General features: G+C 38.7%; 18 protein-coding genes. 12 read left to right on the top strand and 6 right to left on the bottom strand.

Annotated elements, in window-relative coordinates; genetic code table 11:
- Nucleotides 1-10: 10 nt before the first annotated feature.
- Nucleotides 11-787, bottom strand: a complete 777-nt coding sequence (locus tag LY11_RS03965; protein WP_111632434.1) for a 3-keto-disaccharide hydrolase — start codon at nt 785-787, stop codon at nt 11-13.
- 132 nt (nt 788-919) lie between these two features.
- Nucleotides 920-2731: a hybrid sensor histidine kinase/response regulator transcription factor gene (locus tag LY11_RS03960; RefSeq protein ID WP_170132623.1), complete on the bottom strand. Its 1812-nt coding sequence runs from the start codon at nt 2729-2731 to the stop codon at nt 920-922.
- Nucleotides 2732-3257: 526 nt separating this feature from the next.
- On the opposite strand from LY11_RS03960, the gene LY11_RS03955 reads away from it, so the two are divergent.
- Together LY11_RS03955 and LY11_RS03950 are read left to right on the top strand one after the other, a co-directional pair.
- Nucleotides 3258-6323 carry a SusC/RagA family TonB-linked outer membrane protein gene (locus LY11_RS03955; RefSeq protein WP_111632432.1) on the top strand — a complete coding sequence of 1022 codons (3066 nt, stop codon included), beginning with the start codon at nt 3258-3260 and terminating at the stop codon, nt 6321-6323.
- A gap of 16 nt (nt 6324-6339) precedes the next feature.
- Nucleotides 6340-7851, top strand: coding sequence for a RagB/SusD family nutrient uptake outer membrane protein (locus LY11_RS03950; protein WP_111632431.1), 1512 nt, complete (start codon nt 6340-6342; stop codon nt 7849-7851).
- A 159-nt stretch (nt 7852-8010) separates the two neighbouring features.
- Here LY11_RS03950 and LY11_RS03945 read toward each other — a convergent pair whose 3' ends face one another.
- The 3 genes from LY11_RS03945 to LY11_RS03930 all read right to left on the bottom strand — a co-directional run bounded on the left by LY11_RS03945 (nt 8011) and on the right by LY11_RS03930 (nt 10911).
- The gene (locus LY11_RS03945; protein ID WP_111632430.1) at nt 8011-8664 is read right to left on the bottom strand and encodes a response regulator transcription factor; all 654 of its coding nucleotides are present in this window, start codon (nt 8662-8664) and stop codon (nt 8011-8013) included.
- Nucleotides 8665-8844: 180 nt separating this feature from the next.
- Nucleotides 8845-9630, bottom strand: coding sequence for a sensor histidine kinase (locus tag LY11_RS03940; protein ID WP_111632429.1), 786 nt, complete (start codon nt 9628-9630; stop codon nt 8845-8847).
- Nucleotides 9631-10254: 624 nt separating this feature from the next.
- Complete coding sequence (locus tag LY11_RS03930) at nt 10255-10911, bottom strand: hypothetical protein (protein ID WP_111632427.1); 657 nt, start codon at nt 10909-10911, stop codon at nt 10255-10257.
- A 172-nt stretch (nt 10912-11083) separates the two neighbouring features.
- Here LY11_RS03930 and LY11_RS03925 point away from each other — a divergent pair, with 172 nt between their 5' ends.
- The 3 genes from LY11_RS03925 to LY11_RS03915 all read left to right on the top strand — a co-directional run bounded on the left by LY11_RS03925 (nt 11084) and on the right by LY11_RS03915 (nt 13173).
- Complete coding sequence (locus LY11_RS03925) at nt 11084-11830, top strand: hypothetical protein (protein WP_111632426.1); 747 nt, start codon at nt 11084-11086, stop codon at nt 11828-11830.
- 184 nt (nt 11831-12014) lie between these two features.
- A complete protein-coding gene (locus tag LY11_RS03920) occupies nt 12015-12812 on the top strand; it encodes a HipA family kinase (protein ID WP_111632648.1) in 798 nt (265 codons plus the stop codon).
- On the top strand, nt 12790-13173 hold the full coding sequence (locus LY11_RS03915; protein WP_111632425.1) for a DUF3037 domain-containing protein: 384 nt from the start codon (nt 12790-12792) through the stop codon (nt 13171-13173). Before LY11_RS03920 ends, LY11_RS03915 begins: the two co-directional genes overlap by 23 nt.
- A gap of 59 nt (nt 13174-13232) precedes the next feature.
- Here LY11_RS03915 and LY11_RS03910 read toward each other — a convergent pair whose 3' ends face one another.
- Entirely contained in the window at nt 13233-15737 is a 2505-nt protein-coding gene (locus LY11_RS03910; RefSeq protein ID WP_245952592.1) for a M1 family metallopeptidase, read from the bottom strand.
- A gap of 236 nt (nt 15738-15973) precedes the next feature.
- On the opposite strand from LY11_RS03910, the gene sufB reads away from it, so the two are divergent.
- From sufB to LY11_RS03875, 7 genes are read left to right on the top strand one after another with little or no spacing between them, the layout of a single operon-like run.
- Nucleotides 15974-17422, top strand: coding sequence for a Fe-S cluster assembly protein SufB (gene sufB / locus LY11_RS03905; protein WP_211321481.1), 1449 nt, complete (start codon nt 15974-15976; stop codon nt 17420-17422).
- Between the two features lie 24 nt (nt 17423-17446).
- The gene (gene sufC, locus LY11_RS03900; protein ID WP_111632424.1) at nt 17447-18220 is read left to right on the top strand and encodes a Fe-S cluster assembly ATPase SufC; all 774 of its coding nucleotides are present in this window, start codon (nt 17447-17449) and stop codon (nt 18218-18220) included.
- Between the two features lies 1 nt (nt 18221).
- On the top strand, nt 18222-19553 hold the full coding sequence (gene sufD, locus LY11_RS03895; RefSeq protein WP_111632423.1) for a Fe-S cluster assembly protein SufD: 1332 nt from the start codon (nt 18222-18224) through the stop codon (nt 19551-19553).
- Nucleotides 19554-19566: 13 nt separating this feature from the next.
- Nucleotides 19567-20790: an aminotransferase class V-fold PLP-dependent enzyme gene (locus tag LY11_RS03890; RefSeq protein WP_111632422.1), complete on the top strand. Its 1224-nt coding sequence runs from the start codon at nt 19567-19569 to the stop codon at nt 20788-20790.
- A gap of 9 nt (nt 20791-20799) precedes the next feature.
- Nucleotides 20800-21219 (top strand): SufE family protein, encoded by a 420-nt coding sequence (locus LY11_RS03885; RefSeq protein ID WP_111632421.1) that lies wholly within the window; start codon nt 20800-20802, stop codon nt 21217-21219.
- A gap of 8 nt (nt 21220-21227) precedes the next feature.
- Nucleotides 21228-21542, top strand: coding sequence for a DUF59 domain-containing protein (locus tag LY11_RS03880; protein WP_245952590.1), 315 nt, complete (start codon nt 21228-21230; stop codon nt 21540-21542).
- A complete protein-coding gene (locus LY11_RS03875; protein ID WP_111632420.1) occupies nt 21542-22180 on the top strand; it encodes a helix-turn-helix transcriptional regulator in 639 nt (212 codons plus the stop codon). The genes LY11_RS03880 and LY11_RS03875 overlap by 1 nt, the downstream gene beginning before the upstream one ends.
- Nucleotides 22181-22200 lie beyond the last annotated feature (20 nt).

Genomic DNA, 22200 nt, shown 5'->3' with positions numbered 1-22200 from the left:
CACTACTGGATTAAAGTTCTCTGATCCAGATATTACGATAGCTTACTGGTTCACTCTTGTCACCATGCGCCTGCAGTTTAACAGGAAGCGGGCCATGTGCTTTGGTGTACGATGCCTGCCCAACATACTGAGTTGGCCCTTTTAATTCAAAGTTATTCTGAACCAATACACCGTTGTATAAGACAGTCACTTTTGCTGGTGTGTTTACTGTACTGTCTGCTTTAAAGGTCGGTGCAGTCCAGATCACATCATAAGTTTGCCATTCTCCTGGTTTTAGAGAAGGATTAACCAGCGGAGTCGTCTGCTTATAAATACTTCCGGCCATACCATTGGTATAAGTGTTATTGTCATACGAATCCAGAATCTGAAGTTCATAACCTAAATCACCTTTACCCATAGAAGCCAGAAAAAGACCGCTGTTGCCACGAAGCTGTCCTGTTCCTGTGATATTTTTTGGTACTTGCCATTCGATATGTAACTGGTAATTACCGAACGATTGTTTAGTTTCAATATTACCCACTTTTTTATTCACCGTCAGCTGACCATTGGCTACTGTCCATTGTGCAGGTTTTGTACGGTCATCGGTCATTACCCAGGAGTCCAGGTTTTTACCATCAAATAAAACTACAGCATCAGAAGGAGCTGCATTTATTGTTTTTCCCGGGGTTACTTTCTTTGGTACAGGGGTGTAAAATTCTGTATCCTCATGCTTAGCCTGAGCATTTGCTGCTGCCAGCCCTATTCCAGCGATCAGTATTGAGGTAATCATTGCTTTTTGTAAGTACATGTTATAACGATTTAGTTTTCTTTTAACGTTTATTTTGATGGATCAATATAAGAAATTAATGTTGAGTTGCTGTTTTATCACGAACTTGTTGCTTGATGAATTGCTCAAATCCGGAGAGTGTCCAGACAGGTTTTAGGTATTTACGCCTATTTGTTTTTTATAGGATGATGGAGTGCAATTATATTTTGATTTGAAGACAGTAGAAAAATAAGTAGGGGAGGAAAACCCAACCTGGTAGGTGATTTCGGAAATAGAAAGGTCTTCATTGATCAAAAGATATTTTGCTTTTTTTAATCTCCTGTTTAAGATATAATCATTGATGGTACAATCCAGAAGTACTTTTGTTTTCCGGTATAATTGAATTCTTGATATTCCAAGTGAACTGGCAATATCGTCTACATTAAATTTATCATTTGCTATATTCTGTTCAATGACACTCGTGAAATCGTGCATAAATTTTTTATCTGATCTGCTTAATGAAACAGTATGCTGCGCTGCGGGACTTTCATTCGTGAATTTTCTTTTGAGTAATTTCCTGTTCCAGAGTAAACTTTTTACACTTTCTTTAAGCAGCAGGAAGTTGAAGGGCTTAGTTATGTAAAGATCCGCCATTTGTTTGAGTTCACTGATCTTGTGCGCTTCATCACCATTTGCTGTTAATATGATAATAGGTATATGTGAAGTCCTGTCATCATTTTTAAGAGCCGGAGTGATTTGCAGCGTAGACTGCTCATTTAAAGTTATATCAGTAATGATAAGGTCAGGTATCATTTCATAAGCTAATTTTAACCCTACAGAGTTACTGCTGGCGGTTAATACTTCATACTCTTCCTTGAAACTGTTTTTCAGATAGTCCAGCAGTTCTTCATTCTCTTCAATAATGAGTAAGGTTTCTTCATTTAAGTATCCGTCTTGTTCAGCAACTACCGGTACTGATAAGTTATCTGGAAGAATGCCAATAGTGTACTGGCTTAACTGATTAGGATTTACAGGGAAATCAGTGCTAATTAAAAGTTTTTCAGAAGCCTGTTCTTGCTGTAAAGGAAGTTTAATATAAAATGTAGTTCCATATCCTTTTTTACTCTGAATATTTATGGTACCCTGATGTAATTCTGTAATTTCCTTAGAGAGCGAAAGGCCAAGTCCTGAACCAAAGAAGTTGCCCTTGTCTGCCTGGTAAAATAGTTCAAATACATGTTTAACTTCTTCTTCAGTCATTCCATTACCGCTGTCTGATACAGCAATTTCCACGGTCTGATCAGCGGGGTCGCTTTTTAGCCTTATTTGTATCCTGCCATTTTCGGGACTAAACTTAATGGCATTAGATAATAGGTTAAATAATACCTTATCAAACATGTTTTTATCAAACCAGACCATGATTTCTTTATCGGAGCTGGATAACTTTAATTCTATGTTTTTTCTTAGCGCAAGCGCTTTAAATGAGGAAATAATATCTCTGGTGAAAGCGACAAAATCCTGGCAGGTCAGCTCAAGTTTCATTTTATCGTACTCTATTTTTCTGAAGTCTGTAAGTTGATTGACCATCAGTAACAAACGTTGTACATTTTTATGAATCAGGTTCAATTGTTGTTTTGGGATGTTCAGCGGGTTTTTATTGTCCAGCATTTCATCTAATGGAAGGAGGATCAAGGTAAGCGGAACCCTGAACGCATTAGAGATATGCGTAAAGAAGCTGAATTTTGCTTCTGAGGTTGCTTGTGTAGCTGTTGATAAAGCAATGAGTTCTTCCTGTTGTTTCAGACTCTCTCTGTTTTTTAATTCTAATTGTTTGTTTTTCCTGTAGTTCTGATAAAGTAAATAACAGGCAATAAAAGCGAAGATGGTAGTCAGTATAAGCGCAGTCACCAAAAAGTTCAAACTGTCTTGTTGTATGTGCGGTATAGGTTCTTGAATCAGGGAAGCTGGCTTAGTTCTTTGAATCATTGAAGCTGAATTAATTCTTTTTTCCGGGGAACATCCGGAAATGAAAGTGCTTGTCATCAATATGGCAATAGAGGTGAAAAGCATAGCTCTCTTTTGGTCTGCTTGCATAGGTTAGGGTAGGTAGTGATAAGCTGATAACAAGGTATATAATTTTTTTGTCATACTGTATTCAATACACTATGTGTGGTAATAATTTATGAATCAATCATTATTGCATTCGTCTCTATAATGTTACAATTTCTAAATATATGAAGAAAAAATTAAATGTTTTAGCTGATATATTAATGTTTTATCTATGTAATGTGTTGTTTTGTAATGCTTTATAATTTATTAAATGATAAATTTATTTTAGTTTTAATTGATACAGAATCAATAACGTGAAAGATTATTTACACATATATTGCTTTGACCAGCCAGTATAGAAAGGCTCGTAATATTGTGAAATCGAATTGTCCATTGTCTAATTAAAAAACACATCAAAAAACAGAAAGCCTTTCCTATCAACCATCAACTAAACCAAATAATTATGAACGAGTTTTTACTACAAAAAAAGTGGTTTGTCTTTTTAGATAAACCCAAATCTCAGCTGCTGCAAAAAACAATTTTCTGTTGTCTTGCGCTACTCAGCTTTAACCTCTCTTCCTATGCACAATCCGTAGTTAAAGGAGTGGTGTCGGATAACGAAAAAAATACTTTAATCGGCGTGACCATTTCTGTTACTGGTACAAACGTAAGAGCAATGACAAATGCTGACGGGAAGTACGTGATCAATGTTCCGGCAACAGGAAAATCACTGACCTTTAGTTATGTCGGGCTTCAGTCGCAAACAGTAGAAATCAATAGCCGGACTACGGTTAACATCACTTTATCTTCAGGTACTGACCTGGAGGCGGTAACTATTGTAGGTTATGGAGCTGTAAAAAAGAGCGATTTAACAGGCGCTGCAACTACAATTTCCGCAAAGGATTTCAATAAAGGACCACTTATCGCACCTGATCAGCTAATCCAGGGAAAGGTTGCTGGCGTACAGATGATTAGCAATAGCGGACAACCAGGTGGTGCCTCTACAGTTAGGATCAGGGGTAATACCGCAATGACTGGCTCAGGACAACCATTATATATTGTAGATGGGGTTGCACTTGATGGAAGATCTGCCAGACCAACTGGTAATGGTGGAACTGCCACGGCCCCCGGCGACAATAAGCTAACTGCTTCGGGTACTTCATCCCAGGGAAATCCACTAAACTTCATCAATCCAGCTGATATTGAATCAATGGAGATTCTGAAAGATGCGTCGGCTACTGCTATTTATGGCTCAAGAGCTGCTTATGGTGTGGTTTTAATCACCACAAAAAGAGGTAAGAGCGGTGAAACAAAGATTGATGTAAGTGCATCAGCCGGAGTAAGTACATTGGCAAGAAGACTTAAAACTTTGGATGGTAATGAATTCCGTAATGCTTTAAACCAATATGGATTAACAGGGCTGGATTTTGGCAGTAACGTTGACGCGATGAAAGAAATTACCCGTACTGGTTATAATCAAAATTATTCTGTTGCAATCAGCGGTGGTAGTGATGGAAATGTTTTTCGCGCTTCTTTAGGTTATCAAAATCAACAAGGGATTATCAAAAAAAGTGATTTTAAAAAATATAGCGGATCATTTAATGGAAACTTCAAATTTCTGGAGAGCAAGAAATTAGGATTAGATGTAAATATGATCAGTAATCAATATTTAGAGAGTCTTCCTCCTATATCTACGGATGCAGGTTTTACAGGTAGCTTAATCGGACAGGCTTTATCCTGGAACCCGACACGTCCGATGTATAATCCAGATGGATCTTTATTCATTGAGCAACAATCAACTACAATAAATCCAATGGTGATGTTGGCGGCTTCGAGTGATAAATCAAAAGTAACCACCATATTGGGAAGTGTATCACCATATTATAAAATTACACCTTGGTTAGAATTCAGAATGTTAGCCAGTATCAATTATAGTACTGGTATCAGAAGAGCTTCTTCACGCAGCTTTTTGAATCTGGCAGGAGTAGAGGTTAAACCTCCATTTATTGGCGGGGTAGCTAGTTATTCAAACACTGAGCTGATTACCCAGCAATTCACCAACACCTTGAATTTCAATAAAGAAATTGCAAGTAAGCTTAACCTGAATGCAATTGTTGGTTATGAGTTTACCAATTATATTAATAAGGGTCAGAATATGACGGCCAGGGGCTTTGGTGACATTGATGTTGATTATACAGATGTTTTTCACGCTGTTGCACCAGCTAACCGTACTGCGAATTCTTATTACGATCCAACCACGCAATTGCAATCTTATTTTGCAAGAGCAATCTTTAATTATGATAATAAGTACTTGCTGACTGCAACCTTCAGAGCAGATGGTTCAACCAAATTTGGTTCTGATAACCGTTATGGTTATTTTCCTTCCTTTGCTGCAGCCTGGAATATTAAAAATGAAAGCTTCATGAGCAGTGTTACCTGGTTGAATCAGTTGAAATTGAGAGCTGGCTATGGTAAAACAGGTAATCAGGAGTTCCCATCAGGTTCAGCTCAACAACGTTATGACATCGTTTATTCTGGAAGCAGTCAATCCTTAGTAGGTGTAAATAATGAAAATAAAAAATTGAAATGGCAATCTGATAAGCAGACCAATATTGGTATTGACTTTGGCTTGTTTAACAATAAGATTACCGGATCTGTGGATTATTTTAATAAAACGACGACCGATCTTTTATTTCCTCAAATACCACTGCAGCCGGCAAATCCAGGTGTGACCGTAACATGGGTTAATTTACCAGGACAAATCGTTAATAAAGGCGTTGAACTTACCTTGAATGCCAATATTATTGATAAACCAGATGTTTCTTTCTCTTTAGGCGGTAATGCTACTTTTATTAAAAATAAGGTAAAAAATGTTGTAGGTATTATTAAAACCGGATCATTGAGCGGCCAGGGATTGACTGATGTTACTTTAGAGGTTATTCAGGATGGTTTACCTCTTTTTGCTATGGTAACCAGACAATTTACGGGTTTAAGTTCGACTGGAATCTCTCAATATACTGAAGATGGTTATAAATCTTATTACCTGGGAAATCCAAACCCAAATGTTATCCTTGGGTTTAGTTTGAATGCGAGATACAAAAAAGTAACATTCGGAGCGAATTTTAACGGATCATTAGGGCAGAAAATTTACAACAATACAGCGAACTCAGTATTGCCTATCTCTAATCTTGGAATTGGTAAAAACATCGCTTCTAACTTGTTGAACTCTCCGATCCAGGAATCTTTGGCAAATCCAATTGCTGCTTCTTCAAGATATATTGAAAATGGAAGTTACGTGAAATTAGCCAATGCGACAATCGGTTATTCGATCGGTAATATCGGGAAGTCAATCAAAGGGATGAACATTTTTGTAAACGGACAGAATCTATTCGTAATTACTAAATATACAGGTTTTGATCCGGAGGTGAATGTAGACAAGAGCGTAAATGGGGTGCCTTCTGCAGGAGTAGAATATATTCCATATCCAAGTGCCAGAACATTCAATTTAGGTGTGAATTTTTCTCTTTAACATAATGATAACGAACATGAAAAATAAATATATAATCGCTTTTATGGTACTGACAATATCTTTGTCGGGCTGTACAAAACTGGATGAGAAGTTGAATGGCCAGATTGGTAATGGCGGGATTAACAGCGGGAACGTTGCCGATCTGTTAAATGCAAGTTATAAGGCTATGCGAAGCCCATATCAAGGGCCATTTGGTTTCTGGTCTTTGCAGGAATTTCCTTCTGATGAGGCTATTGTGCCTACAAGAGCTGGTGATTGGGATGATAACGGAGCGTGGCGTGCTTTACACTTACACCGTTGGGAAGCGGACCATACCCGTATTTCAAGTAGTTTCAGAGATTTAAACGGAGTAAGTTATGCAGCGACCAATGTATTGCTATATAATCCCACTCCTGTACAGGGTGCTGCGGCAAGATTTCTTCGTGCATTTGCACAGTTTTCTATCTTAGACGGCTGGGGACAGGTTCCTTACCGTGAGCCAGGAGAAGATGTAAGTTTACCATCGAAAGTTAGAAAGGCACCTGAACAGATTGATTACCTGATTTCAGAATTAACTGCAATTATTCCTTTGTTAACTGACGGGCCTAATTATTTTGCAAATAAAGATGCAGCAAAAATGTTGCTGATGAAATGTTACCTGAATAAAGGGGCCTTTCTGAACCGGGCTGTACCTACTTTTGATGCAGCTGACATGGCAAAAGTGATTGCACTTGCAGATGAGATTATCAATTCGGGTAAATATCAGCTGACAACAAACTACTTTGATAATTTTGCGCCAAATAATGATAAATTATCAAAAGAGAATATTTTTACGGCTCAAAATATTGGTGGTTCTGACGCAGGGGATGTGAAAAATATGTGGGTGCCACCTCTGCACTACAATCAAAATCCAAATGGTTACAATGGATTTGCTACATTATCCGATTTTTATAAAAAGTTTGAAGCAGCTGATCAGCGGATAGGGGGTGCATATGCCGGAGTAACTGATATATCTGGTGTTAAAGTGGGCTTTTTGATTGGTCAGCAATACAATGAAAAAGGAATTGCAATTAAAGACAGACGTAACAATAACCTGATCTTTACTCCAGAAGTAAGTAACGTTGAAACTGATCCCAATCACCTTGAAGTTGCAGGTATCCGGGTGATTAAATACCCAATTGATTATGTAAATGGAGCCACTGATAAAGCGGAGAATGACTGGGTATATTACAGATATTCAGATGTTTTATTAATGAAAGCCGAAGCGCAGCTGAGAACAGGTTTAACAGGCCCTGCATTGACTGTTGTGAATTCACTCAGAACTTTCAGAGGAGCAAGTGCTTTCGGAAGTTTAACGGTTGACAATTTACTGGATGAACGCGGACGTGAGTTTTTCTGGGAAGGTGTAAGAAGACAAGACTTGATCCGTTTTGGAAAATTCTTAACTCCGTGGCAAGAGAAAGCAGTTGATAATCCAAGAAACCTTGTTTTTCCAATACCGGATAATCAATTAACTAATCCTAACTATATTCAGAATGCTGGATATTAATAGCAACTAAACCCATAAAGAAGGTTAATCTGTGTATTGCAGGTTAACCTTTTTTTTATGCGATCAGCATTTCAAGGAAAAACATCGTGATGACCTGAACTTTAATCATAATGCTTGCAAATGCTTACCCGGGGCGGAGGAAGCTGGTAAGCTAATTTGCTATAGTTTAATCAGCTCATTGCGAAGTGCAAATAACACGAGTCCTGTACGTGATTTTATTTCAAATTTTTGAAAGAGAGATTCACGGTAATTATCTATCGTATGCGGGCTAAGATTCATCTTGTCAGCAATCTCCTTATAAGTAAATTCAGAGCAGCAATGTTCTAAAAATTTACGTTCATTTACTGAGATTTCCTGCAAAAGGGTTTTTGCAGGATTATTTTCCTGTAAAGACCTGATTAGTTTCCCTGAAACCAGGTTGTTCATAAAATAGCCATGTGCGGCTATAGTTTTGATCGCTGTAATCAGATCTGAGGTCTTAGACTCTTTTAACAAATAGCCCCCCGCACCGCTTTTAAGCATTTCAATAATGGGTTTGTCCTCATCATACATACTTAAAGCAAGGACTTTGATTTGAGGATGGTTGCTGGAAAGCCATTTCGTAGCTTCATATCCATCCATTTGCGGCATATTAATGTCCATCAGGATTACCTGTGGAAGCGCATGCTGAGCAATTATGCTGATCATTTCTACTCCATTGGAGGCATCAAAAAGAATATTAATTTCATCTGATTCCTCTAATAAGCTAACCATTCCTTTTCTAAATAAAGTATGATCGTCAACGATTGCAATAGCTATTTTATTTTCTTCCATTTGAACGCCCTTAAAAATCCGTTTAGCTGATAAGCTCAATTAAACAAGGCATAAATTTATAAATTAAAAGCATTTATTGCTTTTTTTTAGTGAAACAATACAGAAATAGCAGGTAATTACATTTTTATACAATGATAATCTGATAAAACAGGAGTAGTATAAGATAAATTCTAAAGAGACTTATTGATAAGGAATTGAAACCTGTATATCCGTGCCTTTACCAGGGGTAGAGTTGATGGTGAAATTTCCGTCCATCATCGATGTTCTCTTCTGAAGATTGCCCAGACCTAAGCCATCGCCGGCTTCTAATTTATCTGCCAGGATGAAACCCTTCCCGTTGTCTTGTACAAAAAGAGACAAGTAATCTTTAGTTTGATCGATGGTGATTTTGATTCGGGTAGCTTGTGCATGTTTCAAAATATTGCTCAGGATTTCCTGGAACAACCGGAACATAATTAACTCTTTGTCGGCATGTGCCGAAATAGAATGTGTCGTATTGTCGGTGAACTGAATTTCGTAAGCCAGGCCTTTTTTGAGCCAGTCCAGTTCGTAAGCAATAGCGTGACCAAGACTTTTTTTAATCAGTTCCTGTCCGTTCATCTTTTTGGAGAGCTGCCGCAGTTCCTTAATTGCACGATGTGTTAATTCTGCGGCAGTATTAATCTTCTCTTCTCTTAAATGATCTGCTTTTATAGAACTTAATGTCATACTGGTCAGGCTCAATAGTTGTCCTATATTATCATGCAGATCACCCGCTATAGTTTGCAGAATGTGTTCCTGCACTTCTACCTGGCTTTTTAGTAATTCCAGTTCAAATGTTTTCTTCAGTACTTCTTTTTCTTCAAGATGTTTCGCTTTCTTTTTATTGTATAAAAAGATATAAATAATCAGGAAAAGAGGGGCAATCAGGAAAATGAACGTGATTATGGCGATTAATAGAATTAATTCCTTTGACGATATCTGCATATAAAAGCGTAAGACCAACAACTATATAAAAGTACATTCAGAATATTAAAAGTAACATACCTTGTAGATAAACTCAGTGAATGGGCTTTCTCTTGCAAAAGATAGTCAAAAAAGACGTTACATGCGGTGCTGCCAAAGTAGAAAAACAAGACACCATTGACTATCCAGAAAGGAGGGTAAGTTTCTAGTTTTCTGAAATGTTCATCTTTTAGAATCAGCACATAATAATATAAGCTGGCAATAACGAAAACGACCGACATAAAAGCGGCTGTCTTAGATGCAAAATTACTAAAATGATTCGTAAACAATTCCAATAGGAAGACTAAGATAAACAAACCTAACCAGCTGTAAAGCTGGCCAGGTTTGTGGTGATATTTCCTGTACAAATGATAGAAAAAACAACTTATCATAGTACATTCAATCACCAGGAACCAAGTATAGAGAGCGTAATTTGGTTTATGTTCCAGGCGTAAACTGATGCCAACCATTTCTACGATACAGACCATTAAAAGATAAAGCATAAAGGATCTCCAGTATACATTTTTATCTTTATATAAGCAGATCACACTTATTAACAGGCAAATAAGTTCCGTAACAGTATTGACAGTGAAAAACGCGTGCATATTATTTCTTTGAGGTATCAGTTTTTTGTATTGGGTCAAGCAAAGTTGCTCCTTCGAATTCGCAGGTTGCTGGTGGAGGACATAATTCACCTCGGTTTTCAGGAACGAAAGTCACAATAAAGCCTGGTTTTTCTGATTTCGCATTCTTTTGTGCCATACCTTCCTGGTTAACCATGTTTTCATAATAATCGAAATGCAATATTTCATCACCAGTTTTAACAGGTTTGGTTGAAACCATAAGTAAGGTATTATATCCCCAATATTTTTTTTCAGGAATCAACGTTTTTCTACCTACCAGGGTAGTATCATACTTTTTATTATAAGTAATCATATAGAAACGTACACCATCACCGTCTTCCTTCTCCAGCTTGTTCAGCATTTGCTGTAATCTTGTTTTACTGAACCAAACGCATCGTGTATCTGGTTTCTTAGGTTTACGTTCTCTTTCTTCCTCTTCAGTTGGGTCTACAAAACCTGCATGTGCAGCATAATTATTGACATATTCTCTTGCAGTTCGCACATCAACCAAAACCGAATCAGGTATAGTTACACCTCTGCCGGCCGCTGTGGTTTCTTCGGCTGATGTTTCTTTTTGTTTACAAGCAACAGCACTCACTGCAATTAATGCAGTAAATAGAATAGTAAATTTTAATTTCATAATCTGGGTGTTTTTTTATGCTAACCTAGGTAAAATATTTCTTACAGTAAACTGCGTTTTGCCTTTTAATAAAGCTAAAATGCTGAAGCCGAAAAGCTGTTTTCACCCTGCTCTTTTTGAGCTGTCAGCTGGATATTTGATTTAAATATTTGTTCTTAAATCACTACAGATTATGTGTACGCAAGGCGTTATTCAACTCATCGGAAAGCCTGTAAATGAAAAGCAGGCATCCATTTCGTTTAATCTATTACCTGGTTCAGATCCGGTAGCTATGGGGTGCTTTCTTGCAATTTGGGAAGGAACACGAGCGCTTTCAACTTCTGAAGCACTGCAAACCAGGAAAATAATCAGCGGTGAGTTATTTGGAGAACACCTGTTCGGAGCACTTTCTATTGGGAAGAAAAATTACATAATTGGTTTGGGTATTGATAAAGGGAAAACTACAGAAACAATTGTAGCTACACTTTCCTTAAGTACATCCGCGATACTCAATCAGCCACTCCCTGCGGTGTGCAGTAATATAAGTGTGAATGCGGATAATATTGGGACAGATTTTCTGATTGCACATTTTTCAAGTCCATGCTGTAATCAAATAAAAGCAAACAAAAAATGGATTGCATTGTTCCAGGGAGAATTTAACCCAGGTTTTTATGATGGAACAAATATGATCGCTACCAGTAAGGCAGCTCCTTATCAATACTCAGGAAGTATTATTATGAAAAATATACCAAAGGGACTAGGTCGTTTTGAAACCTATACCCTGATTTTTGGACAGGGGCTGGATAAATTCGGTAATCTTGATTATACTAAGTTGATTAGCAGCTGTACTTTCATTGTTTGGAGATCGAAAATTTATATTGGCGCTTCAGCCACCAATCCCCTTTTATCCCCTTCATCTGTTTTACTTAATGCACTATAAACTACCAATTATGGACTTAGAGACATCTCTTCGTTTTCTTCTGATCATCTTTCTTCTCATCCCTCAAAATGTAGGCGCTGAGAAGCCTCACCATCAACATCCAAAAACTTTCCGGGTTTTTAAATGAGGCCATTGAAATAATTTGCCTAAATTTCAAGCCTTCTCTATCCAAAGTTTTTTTATGATGAATACTAACGAACTTCAACTCAGAACCGTCAGTGTAACGCGTTATGTTACACCCTTACGCGAAGGGGGATCTATGCCTGCTATTGCAGAGGCCGATGATGATTTTCTCTATGTCCTTAAGTTTCGCGGTGCCGGACAAGGAGTTAAAGCATTAATTGCGGAAATTATCGGTGGCGAAATTGCCCGCGCACTTGGATTCAGAGTGCCGGAAATTGTACTTGCTAATTTAGATGAGGCCTTTGGCCGGACAGAGCCTGATGAAGAAATACAGGATCTGCTTAAAGCCAGTGTAGGCCTTAACCTTGCGCTTCATTATCTGTCAGGAGCAATTACCTTTGATCCGACCGTGACTACTATAGATGCTAAACTAGCCTCGCAAATTGTGTGGCTGGATTGTTTGCTGACCAATATGGACCGTACCGCCCGTAATACGAATATGCTGATCTGGCATAAAGAATTATGGCTGATCGATCATGGCGCTTCTCTTTATTTCCATCACTCATGGCAGAACTGGGAAGAACAGGCACAACGTCCGTTTGCCCTGATTAAAGACCATGTATTACTGCCCTGGGCTACAGAATTAGAAGCTGTAGATGCAGAATTCAGTTCATTAATTACTAAAGAGCTGATTCATGCTGTAGTAGGGCTGATCCCGGCAGAATGGTTAGGTGAAGAGCAAACTTTCAGTTCTGCAGAAGAACACCGCAATGCCTACGCACGGTTTTTGGAACTGAGAATTGCGAAGTCAGAAATTTTTGTAAAAGAAGCACAAAATGCAAGACAAGCACTTATTTGAGTATGCGATAATCCGCGTTGTACCCAGGGTGGAACGCGATGAATTTATGAATGCAGGTGTTATCCTGTATTGCGCTAAACAGAAATTTTTACAGGCAGAGATCTTTTTAAATAAGGAAAAATTGAGTGCTTTTTCTAAAACTGCCGATATTCAGGAAATTGAGGATAACCTTCAGGCTTTAAAACAGATTTGTGCAGGTACAAAACAGAGCGGGCCGATCGGTCAGCTTGATCTGGCCTCACGATTTCGCTGGCTTACTGCAATGCGGAGTACTGTGCTCCAGACTTCCAGGGTACATCCCGGATTTTGTAAGGATGCCAGTGAAAAAATAATATTGTTGCTGGAAGAACAAGTCCTTTAACAAAAAGCCCCCTTTAAGATTTAACGCTTTAAAGGGGGCTTGAATTTTTAATAAACTACTTATTTCTTATCGTTAATTTGCTGTTGCCCTGTTGTGATCAATTTCACCGAAGAACTGTCATTTTGCTCCTGACGTACTTTTTTAAGCTGATTAAGCACATCTAAAATAACCGGGGCTGCACCCTGGCTTTTATATTTGACCCCTATTTCTGTTAACGCCTTTATACCCTGCTGTGCATATTCCGGACTTTTAACGTGAGCAGTCATCAAAGCGAAATCTTTAAGCATGTCAAATTTTGTCTGCGGATCGCTTTCCTCAAAGTTTTTGAAAACAAAAGGCCATTCGGTGTCACTGCCATTTCTGGCATAAACAGTAACCATAGCCTTGGTTAAATCTCCTTTGTTATCATTTTCAAAAGCTTTAGCCATAGCTAATGATTCCGCTGGTTTTAAATTGGCCATGGCAAATAATGAAGCACCCTGTACTGCATAAGAATTACTTTTTAAGCCTGCTGTGAAAAGCGGTAATTGTTGCGCTGCATCTTTAGTCATACTGATGATTTTCAATGCCTGAGCTTTTGCAAGGTTGTTATCATCACGCTCTGCTATTTTAAGAATAAAAGGTATCGCTGCATTCACCAGGGTTGTATTTTCCGGATTTATGCTGTTCATTGTTCTGATACGTAACCCGTAATACTTATCCTGTAAAGCGGCTACTAATATTTGCTGGGCTTCCGGGGTCTTCTGCTGGGCAGTAGCAGCATCTATCGCTTCCAGTCTGTCCATATACAATGGCGCGTGCTGATATTGGAATAAGAATTCTGTAATACTTTTATGATCTGTCTTTTTGCTTAATGTAATTTTTTCTGCATCAACATTCACCAGTTCAGGCTGAGCAGCAAGCTTGAAAGTTAAAGTATCTGATTTACCGCGCATCCAGACCTGTTGGCGCTCTTTCTGAGTCCCATTGTATAAATCTACAGCCATTGGTAATTGAAACGCTTTTCCTTCCTGCGTTTGATTCAGGTAAACAAATTGCGTTTTTGTAGCCTCATCCCATTTATATTTGATGTCCAGTACAGGGTGTCCGGCACCATAATACCACTGATTGAAGAACCAGTTCAGGTCCTTTCCACTTGCTTCTTCCATAGCTAAACGCAATTGCTGCGCTTCGCCATTCTTAAAGGCGTTGGTTTTCAGGTAAATATTCAATCCTTTGAAAAATACATCAGGTGTTAAAAAATGACGCAGCATATTCAGGATACGGCCGCCTTTTTTGTAAGACACAGCATCAAACATGTCCATTGCATCATGATAATGAAAACGTACCAGGTCCTTCTTTGCATTTTCAGGATTTTCCAGGTAAACTTCCATTGCCTCATTGTTATGGTCATCACCAGTATCCTGTCCATACTTATGTTCTGCCCATATTGTCTCACTAAAATCTGCAAAAGATTCATTCACAGTCAGGTTGCTCCAGCTTTCAGCAGTCACATAATCGCCAAACCACTGGTGAAAGAGCTCATGAACTATCGTGCTTCTTCCTTTATCATAGTATCTGTCAGCCAGTTCGCGCGCAGTCCCTTGTACATAAGCCCCATGCAGTGTGGCTGTTGTATTTTCCATTGCACCACTTACATAGTCTCTTACTACAATCTGAGCATACTTATTCCATGGATAATCTACCCCTAAAGTTTTAGAATAGAACTCGATTGCCTCAGGAGTGAACCCAAATATGTCTTTCGCATACGCAGCATACTTTGGCTCCAGGTAATAACTAACTTCCTTATCACGCCATTTATCGCGGTAGATCTTAAAATCACCTACTGCCATCATGAATAAATAAGGAGAATGGGGGAGTTCCATTTTCCAGGTATCCGTTCTTGTACCATCCGCATTTTTTTTCTGTGAAGCCAGCCTGCCATTAGACAAGGTTACATATTTGGCAGGTACAGTCATGCTGATTTCGTCGGTAGTCTTCTGATTAGTCCTGTCAATCGTAGGAAACCAGGCAGAAGAACTTTCCAGCTCACCCTGTGTCCAGATTTGTACCGGTTTACCTTTCTCGGTGCTATCAGGATTGATGAAATAAAGTCCTTTAGCATCAGTGATTGCTGCACCACCCTCAATTTTTAACTCATCAGGCTTTGCTGTGTAATCAATGTAAATGGTATAGTTTTCTGTATGCTGATAAACCTTATCTAATTTAATCGCCAGAGAAAGGTTGTCATAAGTATATTTAAGGGGGATATTTTTGCCATTTTTCACTACAGCAACAGTTTTAATGTCCATACCCTTTGCATCCAGTCTTAAACTATCCGTTGCATAAACATGAGGCTTGATCGTTACCCACTCTTTACCATATAAATAACGTTTCTTGTAATCAAACCGGACATCCAGTTTAGTATGAATCAAATCATTGATCTTTTCCGCACTGGCTCTGTAAATATTTAATAAAGGGTCCTGCGGTTTTTGCTGCGCAAACGCGGGCATTGCAATTGCTGAGGCGATAAAGAACATCGTCTGTAAAACTGCGCGTTTGTAAGGTAATGGTTTTATAATCATTTTAAAATCTTTAAAATATTCGTGTAAATCTAAGTGGAAAAACAGAAAATGTGTGTAATCTTTTTGATAATTAACGAGCAGTAATGGATTATGGACCTCAAAAAAATCATGAGAAACTCATTTATTTGTAATAAACAAAGTAATTCCTTTGTTTATTATCCTTGTTGCCTATCTTTGTGGTCTATTTTATCTCTCCAGCTATCCGAATGCTGCAGATAAAGTTTCTAAACTGAATAATGATGGAAAAAGATGATTTGATGCTCGAACAACTGGCAAACCGTGAATACGAATTTGGCTTTGTTACAGCGATTGATATGGATATTTCTGAAATCGGACTCAACGAAGATACAGTAAGGTTTATTTCTGCAAAAAAGAATGAACCCCAATGGTTACTCGATTGGCGCATGAAAGGTTTCAAAGCTTTCCAGAAGCAAGAAATGCCGCAATGGCAAAACTTTAAGATGCCCGAAATTGACTTCCAGTCTATTTCTTATTATGCCGCTCCTAAACAACAAGCAAAGTACGCCTCACTGGATGAAGTCGATCCTGAATTGCTGCGTACCTTCGAGAAATTAGGTATTCCGATGTCAGAACAGAAACACCTGGCGGGCGTTGCTGTGGATGTTGTCTTTGACAGTGTCTCGGTAACTACTACTTATAAAAAACACCTGAATGAACTGGGAATTATTTTCTGCTCTATCAGTGATGCCGTTAAAGAGCATCCTGAGCTGATTCAGAAATATCTGGGTTCGGTAGTTCCGCATACAGACAACGTTTTTGCTTCTTTAAACACTGCAGTATTTTCAGACGGATCTTTTGTATACATTCCTAAAGGCGTAAGATGTCCGATGGAACTATCTACTTATTTCAGAATTAATGCTGAAAATACAGGTCAGTTTGAACGTACATTGATTATTGCTGATGAAGATAGTTATGTAAGTTACCTGGAAGGATGTACTGCCCCGATGCGTGATGAAAATCAACTGCATGCTGCTGTTGTAGAATTGATTGCCATGAAAGGTGCTGAGATTAAGTATTCTACCGTACAAAACTGGTATCCTGGAGATAAAGAAGGAAAAGGAGGGATCTTTAATTTTGTAACCAAACGTGGTGCTTGCCGTGGTGAACGTGCTAAGATTTCATGGACACAAGTAGAAACTGGTTCAGCAATTACCTGGAAATATCCAAGTATCCTGTTACAAGGTGATTATTCTTCAGGCGAATTTTATTCTGTTGCGGTGACCAATAACATGCAAATCGCAGATACAGGTACAAAAATATATCATCTTGGAGCCCATACCAAAAGCAGAATTATCTCTAAAGGTATTTCAGCAGGAAAAGGACAGAACAGCTATCGTGGTTTAGTGCAAATGGGCCCTAAAGCAGCATATGCACGGAACTTTACACAATGTGACTCTTTATTGATTGGTGATCTTTGCGGTGCGCATACTTTCCCATATATCGAATCTAAAAATAATACAGCAACCATAGAGCATGAAGCCACGACCTCCAAAATTGGAGAAGACCAGGTATTTTATCTGAACCAGCGTGGAATTGATGCAGAACAAGCTATCGCGTTAATCGTGAATGGCTATGCAAAAGATGTACTTAATCAATTGCCAATGGAATTTGCAGTAGAAGCTCAAAAATTACTTTCTCTTACACTCGAAGGCAGCGTAGGTTAGACCATAAAAAAAATAAAGAATACTATGTTATCAATAAAAAATCTTCATGCGAATATTGAAGGAAAAGAAATATTAAAAGGAATTAACCTGGAGGTGAAAGCCGGTGAAGTACATGCGATTATGGGACCTAACGGGTCGGGCAAAAGTTCATTGGCATCTGTGCTGGCAGGTCGTGAAAATTACGAAATAACTGAAGGTGAAGTTTGGCTTGACGGTAAAAACCTGCTGGACATGAAACCTGAAGTACGTGCACGTGAAGGTGTTTTTCTTGCATTTCAATATCCTGTAGAAATTCCTGGAGTATCAAATATTAACTTCTTAAGAACAGCTTTAAGTGAGATCAGGATTCACCGTAATCTTCCGCCGCTTTCAGCTAAAGAATTCCTTAAAATGACTAAGGAAAAACAAGCTTTAGTAGAATTTGAAGCCAAATTGGCTAACCGTTCTCTAAACCAGGGTTTTTCAGGAGGAGAGAAAAAAAGAAACGAAGTATTTCAGTTAGCCATGCTGGAACCAAAACTATCAATTCTGGATGAAACAGATTCAGGACTGGATATTGATGCTTTACGTATCGTATCTAACGGTATCAATAAACTGCGTTCAGCAGACAATGCTTTCGTACTGATTACACACTATCAACGCTTATTAGAATATATCGTGCCAGATTTTGTACACGTATTGTACAACGGTCAGATCGTGCGTTCAGGTACAAAAGAACTAGCATTGGAACTGGAAGAAAAAGGATATGACTGGTTGAAAGAAGAGTTCCATGGCAATGAATCAATAAATAAAATTTAAGATGGTAAATCAGTTAACCACTCCATTCTATAATCAATTGATCGCTGAGTTTGAAAATGCGCCAAAAGGTGAAAACACTAACGGCGATTTATCAAAGTCAAGAGAAAACGCCTTTGAGTTGTTTAAAGCTAAAGGTTTTCCGACATCAAAAGATGAAGACTGGAAATTCACTAACCTGACACCGTTTCTTACTGATACTTTCTCCTTAACTACAGGAGACACCAATCAACAAGAGGTTAAAGAAGCGATAACTGCAGCAACTATACCTGGCCTGGATGCCTGGTTACTGGTGCTGCTGAATGGTCAGATCCAATTTGACTTATCAGTTTTACCAGAAGCTGATCAATTGACTGTACTTCCATTGGAAAGTGTGATCAATACAGAAAGCTATAAAAACTATATTACCTGTAAAGAAGCAGAAAGCAATAGAATGTACGCATTAAACACTGCATTTTTTACAGATGGATACTTCCTTGAAGTTCCAAAAAATGTAGTTTTAGATAAGCCAGTACAGATTATTCATCTTTACACCGCTACAGAAAATATGCTTTTTCAGCCGCGCCATTTAATTGTGGTCAATGAAAGTGCAAAAGCAGAATTAATTGATAGCGCTGTCACTTTAGGGAATGCACAACGTGTATTAATGAATAGCGTGACGCAGGTAACCGTGAAAGAAAATGCAAACCTGATCCAATATGTGATTCAGGATAATGCAGCAGAAGACAGGCTGATCAACTATAACCACATTACTCAAGAACGTAATAGCCGTTATGATAACTTCATGTTTAATTTACCTGGAGCAGAACTGATCCGGAATAACCTGGAAGTTGTATTGAACGGTTCCGCAACTGAAACTCATTTATTAGGTTTATACCTGGTAGCTGGTCATCAATTGACTGATAACCATACTGCTATTCATCATCGTTTTCCGCACTGTGACAGCAATGAGATTTATAAAGGAGTATTGTTAGACAAAGGTAAAGCCGTATTTAACGGGAAAGTATTTGTAGAACGTCCGGCTCAGAAAACCAATGCTTTTCAGCAAAATAACAACCTTTTGCTGAGTGATAAAGCACAAGTTTTTGCTAAACCGCAGTTAGAGATTTTTGCGGATGATGTGAAATGCAGTCATGGCTGTACAGTCGGACAATTTGATCCTGAATCATTGTTTTACCTGCGTTCAAGAGGGATCTCTGAAGAATCTTCGCGTAAATTATTAGTAGAAGCATTTATGTTTGATGTTACTCAGAAAATTGAGAATGAAGCAATAAAGGATTTTGTTCAGTCTTTAATTTATAAGAGGATGGAAAATTCATTAGCAACAATCATTTAAAAAGAGGGTGGAAATGGGCAAATCAATAGCAGAAAATATCAGAGAAGACTTTCCTATACTGCATACCAAAGTATATGGAAAGGATTTAGTATACCTTGATAATGCAGCAACAACACAGAAACCTACAGCAGTTTTAGCTGCTGTAGAAGACTATTATAAAACTTGCAACAGTAATGTACACCGCGGTGTACACCTGCTGAGTCAGCAGGCAACAGCCGCTTACGAAGAAGCACGCCAGAAGGTGGGCAAGTTTATAAATGCTGCTTATACACATGAGGTTATCTTTACTAAAGGGACAACTGACGGGATTAATCTTGTCGCTTCTTCCTTTGGGAAAAAATTCCTGCATCAGGGAGACAGTATCCTGATTTCTGCGATGGAACACCATTCCAATATTGTGCCCTGGCAAATGATTTGTGAAGAGCGGGGAGCAACCTTAAAGGTTATTCCTATGGATGAAAATGGCGTGCTGCAAATGGATGCTTTACCCGGACTTTTAGACGAAACTGTAAAACTGGTATCAGTTACTTATGTCTCCAACTCCTTGGGGACAATTAATCCGATCAGGGAGATTATTCAGCAGGCACATGCGAAAAATATTCCTGTAATGCTTGATGCTGCGCAGGCTATACAACATTTTTCTATCGACGTGCAAGAACTGGATGTCGATTTCCTTGTTTTCTCCGGACACAAAATTTACGGGCCTACTGGTATCGGTGCACTATATGGTAAAGAAAAATGGCTGAATATGATCCCGCCTTATCAGGGAGGTGGAGATATGATCAAAACGGTCACTTTCGAAAAGACGATTTACAATGATTTGCCTTATAAGTTTGAAGCTGGTACTCCGGATATTTCCGGAGCGATCGGGCTGGGAGCGGCTGTAGATTACGTGACTGCTATTGGCCTGGATGCGATACAGGCAAAAGAAGATGAATTGTTACATTACGCGCTGGAGCAATTGGCTGGTATAACCAATCTTAAATTTATTGGTAAATCCGCGCAGCGTGCCAGCGTAATTTCGTTTTTAATTGATGGAGTGCATCCTTATGACCTGGGTGAATTATTGGATAAACAAGGCATTGCGATTCGTACCGGACATCATTGTACTGAACCAGTGATGGACTTTTTTGGGATACCTGGTACATGCAGAGCTTCATTTGCTTTTTACAACACCCAATCAGAAGTAGATTTACTGGTAGCCGGAATTAAAAGGGCTGCCGCTATACTCCTATAATTTTTACAGATGACAATTAACGAACAACAGGACGAGATTATAGAAGAGTTTGAACTCTTTTCAGACTGGATGGATAAATATGAGAATATCATTGATATGGGGAGAGAACTTCCCTTAATTGATGCACAATATAAAATTCCGGAGAACCTGATTAAGGGATGTCAATCAAGCGTTTGGCTGCATCCTGAATATACGGCGGGTAAAATATTATTTACAGCTGATAGTGATGCGATTATCACTAAAGGCTTAATCAGTATGATGGTGCGGGTTTTATCCGGACATACCCCGCAGGAAATAATAGACGCAGATTTATATTTTATAAATACCATAGGTTTACAAAACCATTTGTCTCCAAACCGTTCCAACGGACTGCTGGCTATGCTAAAACAAATGAAGATGTATGCTGTGGCCTTTAAATCACAAGATTAAAAGATAAGATGATGAACGAACCACTATTGAGAGATAAGATCGAAGAAGTCTTGCATACCATTTATGATCCGGAGATACCAGTTAATATTTATGAACTGGGCCTGATCTATAAAATTGATATGCTGGAAGATAATAACGTACATATTTATATGACGCTGACTGCGCCAGCCTGTCCTGTAGCCGGAGAAATTCTGGAAGAAGTAGAAAATAAGGTGAAAGCCATAGCAGGTGTAAATGGAGTTGAGGTACGCCTCACTTTTGATCCGCCATGGGATAGAGATATGATGAGTGATGAAGCAAGACTAGAATTAGGCTGGTTATAATGGAAGAAAGTAAAGTGCCATTTAGGGAAGGTGCTGTGAACCTGCTGAAAACCAGCGGGCCGCAGTCTCTATTGTCGCTTGCCCGGGAATTTAAGGTAACCGTAGAAGGCGCACGCTTTCAGATGCTCCGGCTGGAAAAAGAAGGGCTGGTCACTTCCAGTAAAACTGTAACCGGAAGGGGCAGGCCACAGCAATTATGGTCGCTGACCAGTATGGGGCAATCCCGGTTTCCTGATACGCATGCTGCATTAACGGTAAAGTTGATGGAGGTGATGAAAGAATTGTTAGGAGAGGGGGCTGTTTCACAGCTGATAACTGCTAATGGGGAGAAGGGGACCAATAAATATTTAAAAGAACTCGAAGGCGTATCTGACCTGGAAAAAAGGATTCATAGTTTTGTCTCTATCCGGACACAAGAGGGTTATATGGCCCAGGTAATCAAAGATGAAGAAGGGTTCATTTTTATCGAAAATCATTGTCCCATCGGTGCTGCAGCTCATGCAAATCCTGCCATATGCAGCGCAGAGTTCAAAACTTTGCAAACCGTTATGGGAGAAGATGTACCTATCAAACGTATAGAGTACATTGTTGACGGGGGCAGAAGATGTGCCTACCGTATCTCCGCAGCTAAATCATAATTTATATTTTTTTTATTGTC

Source organism: Pedobacter cryoconitis (assembly GCF_003259615.1).
Classification (GTDB): domain Bacteria; phylum Bacteroidota; class Bacteroidia; order Sphingobacteriales; family Sphingobacteriaceae; genus Pedobacter; species Pedobacter cryoconitis.
The sequence above is the reverse complement of the archived record's forward strand: the minus strand, read 5'-3'. Positions and strand labels throughout refer to the sequence as shown.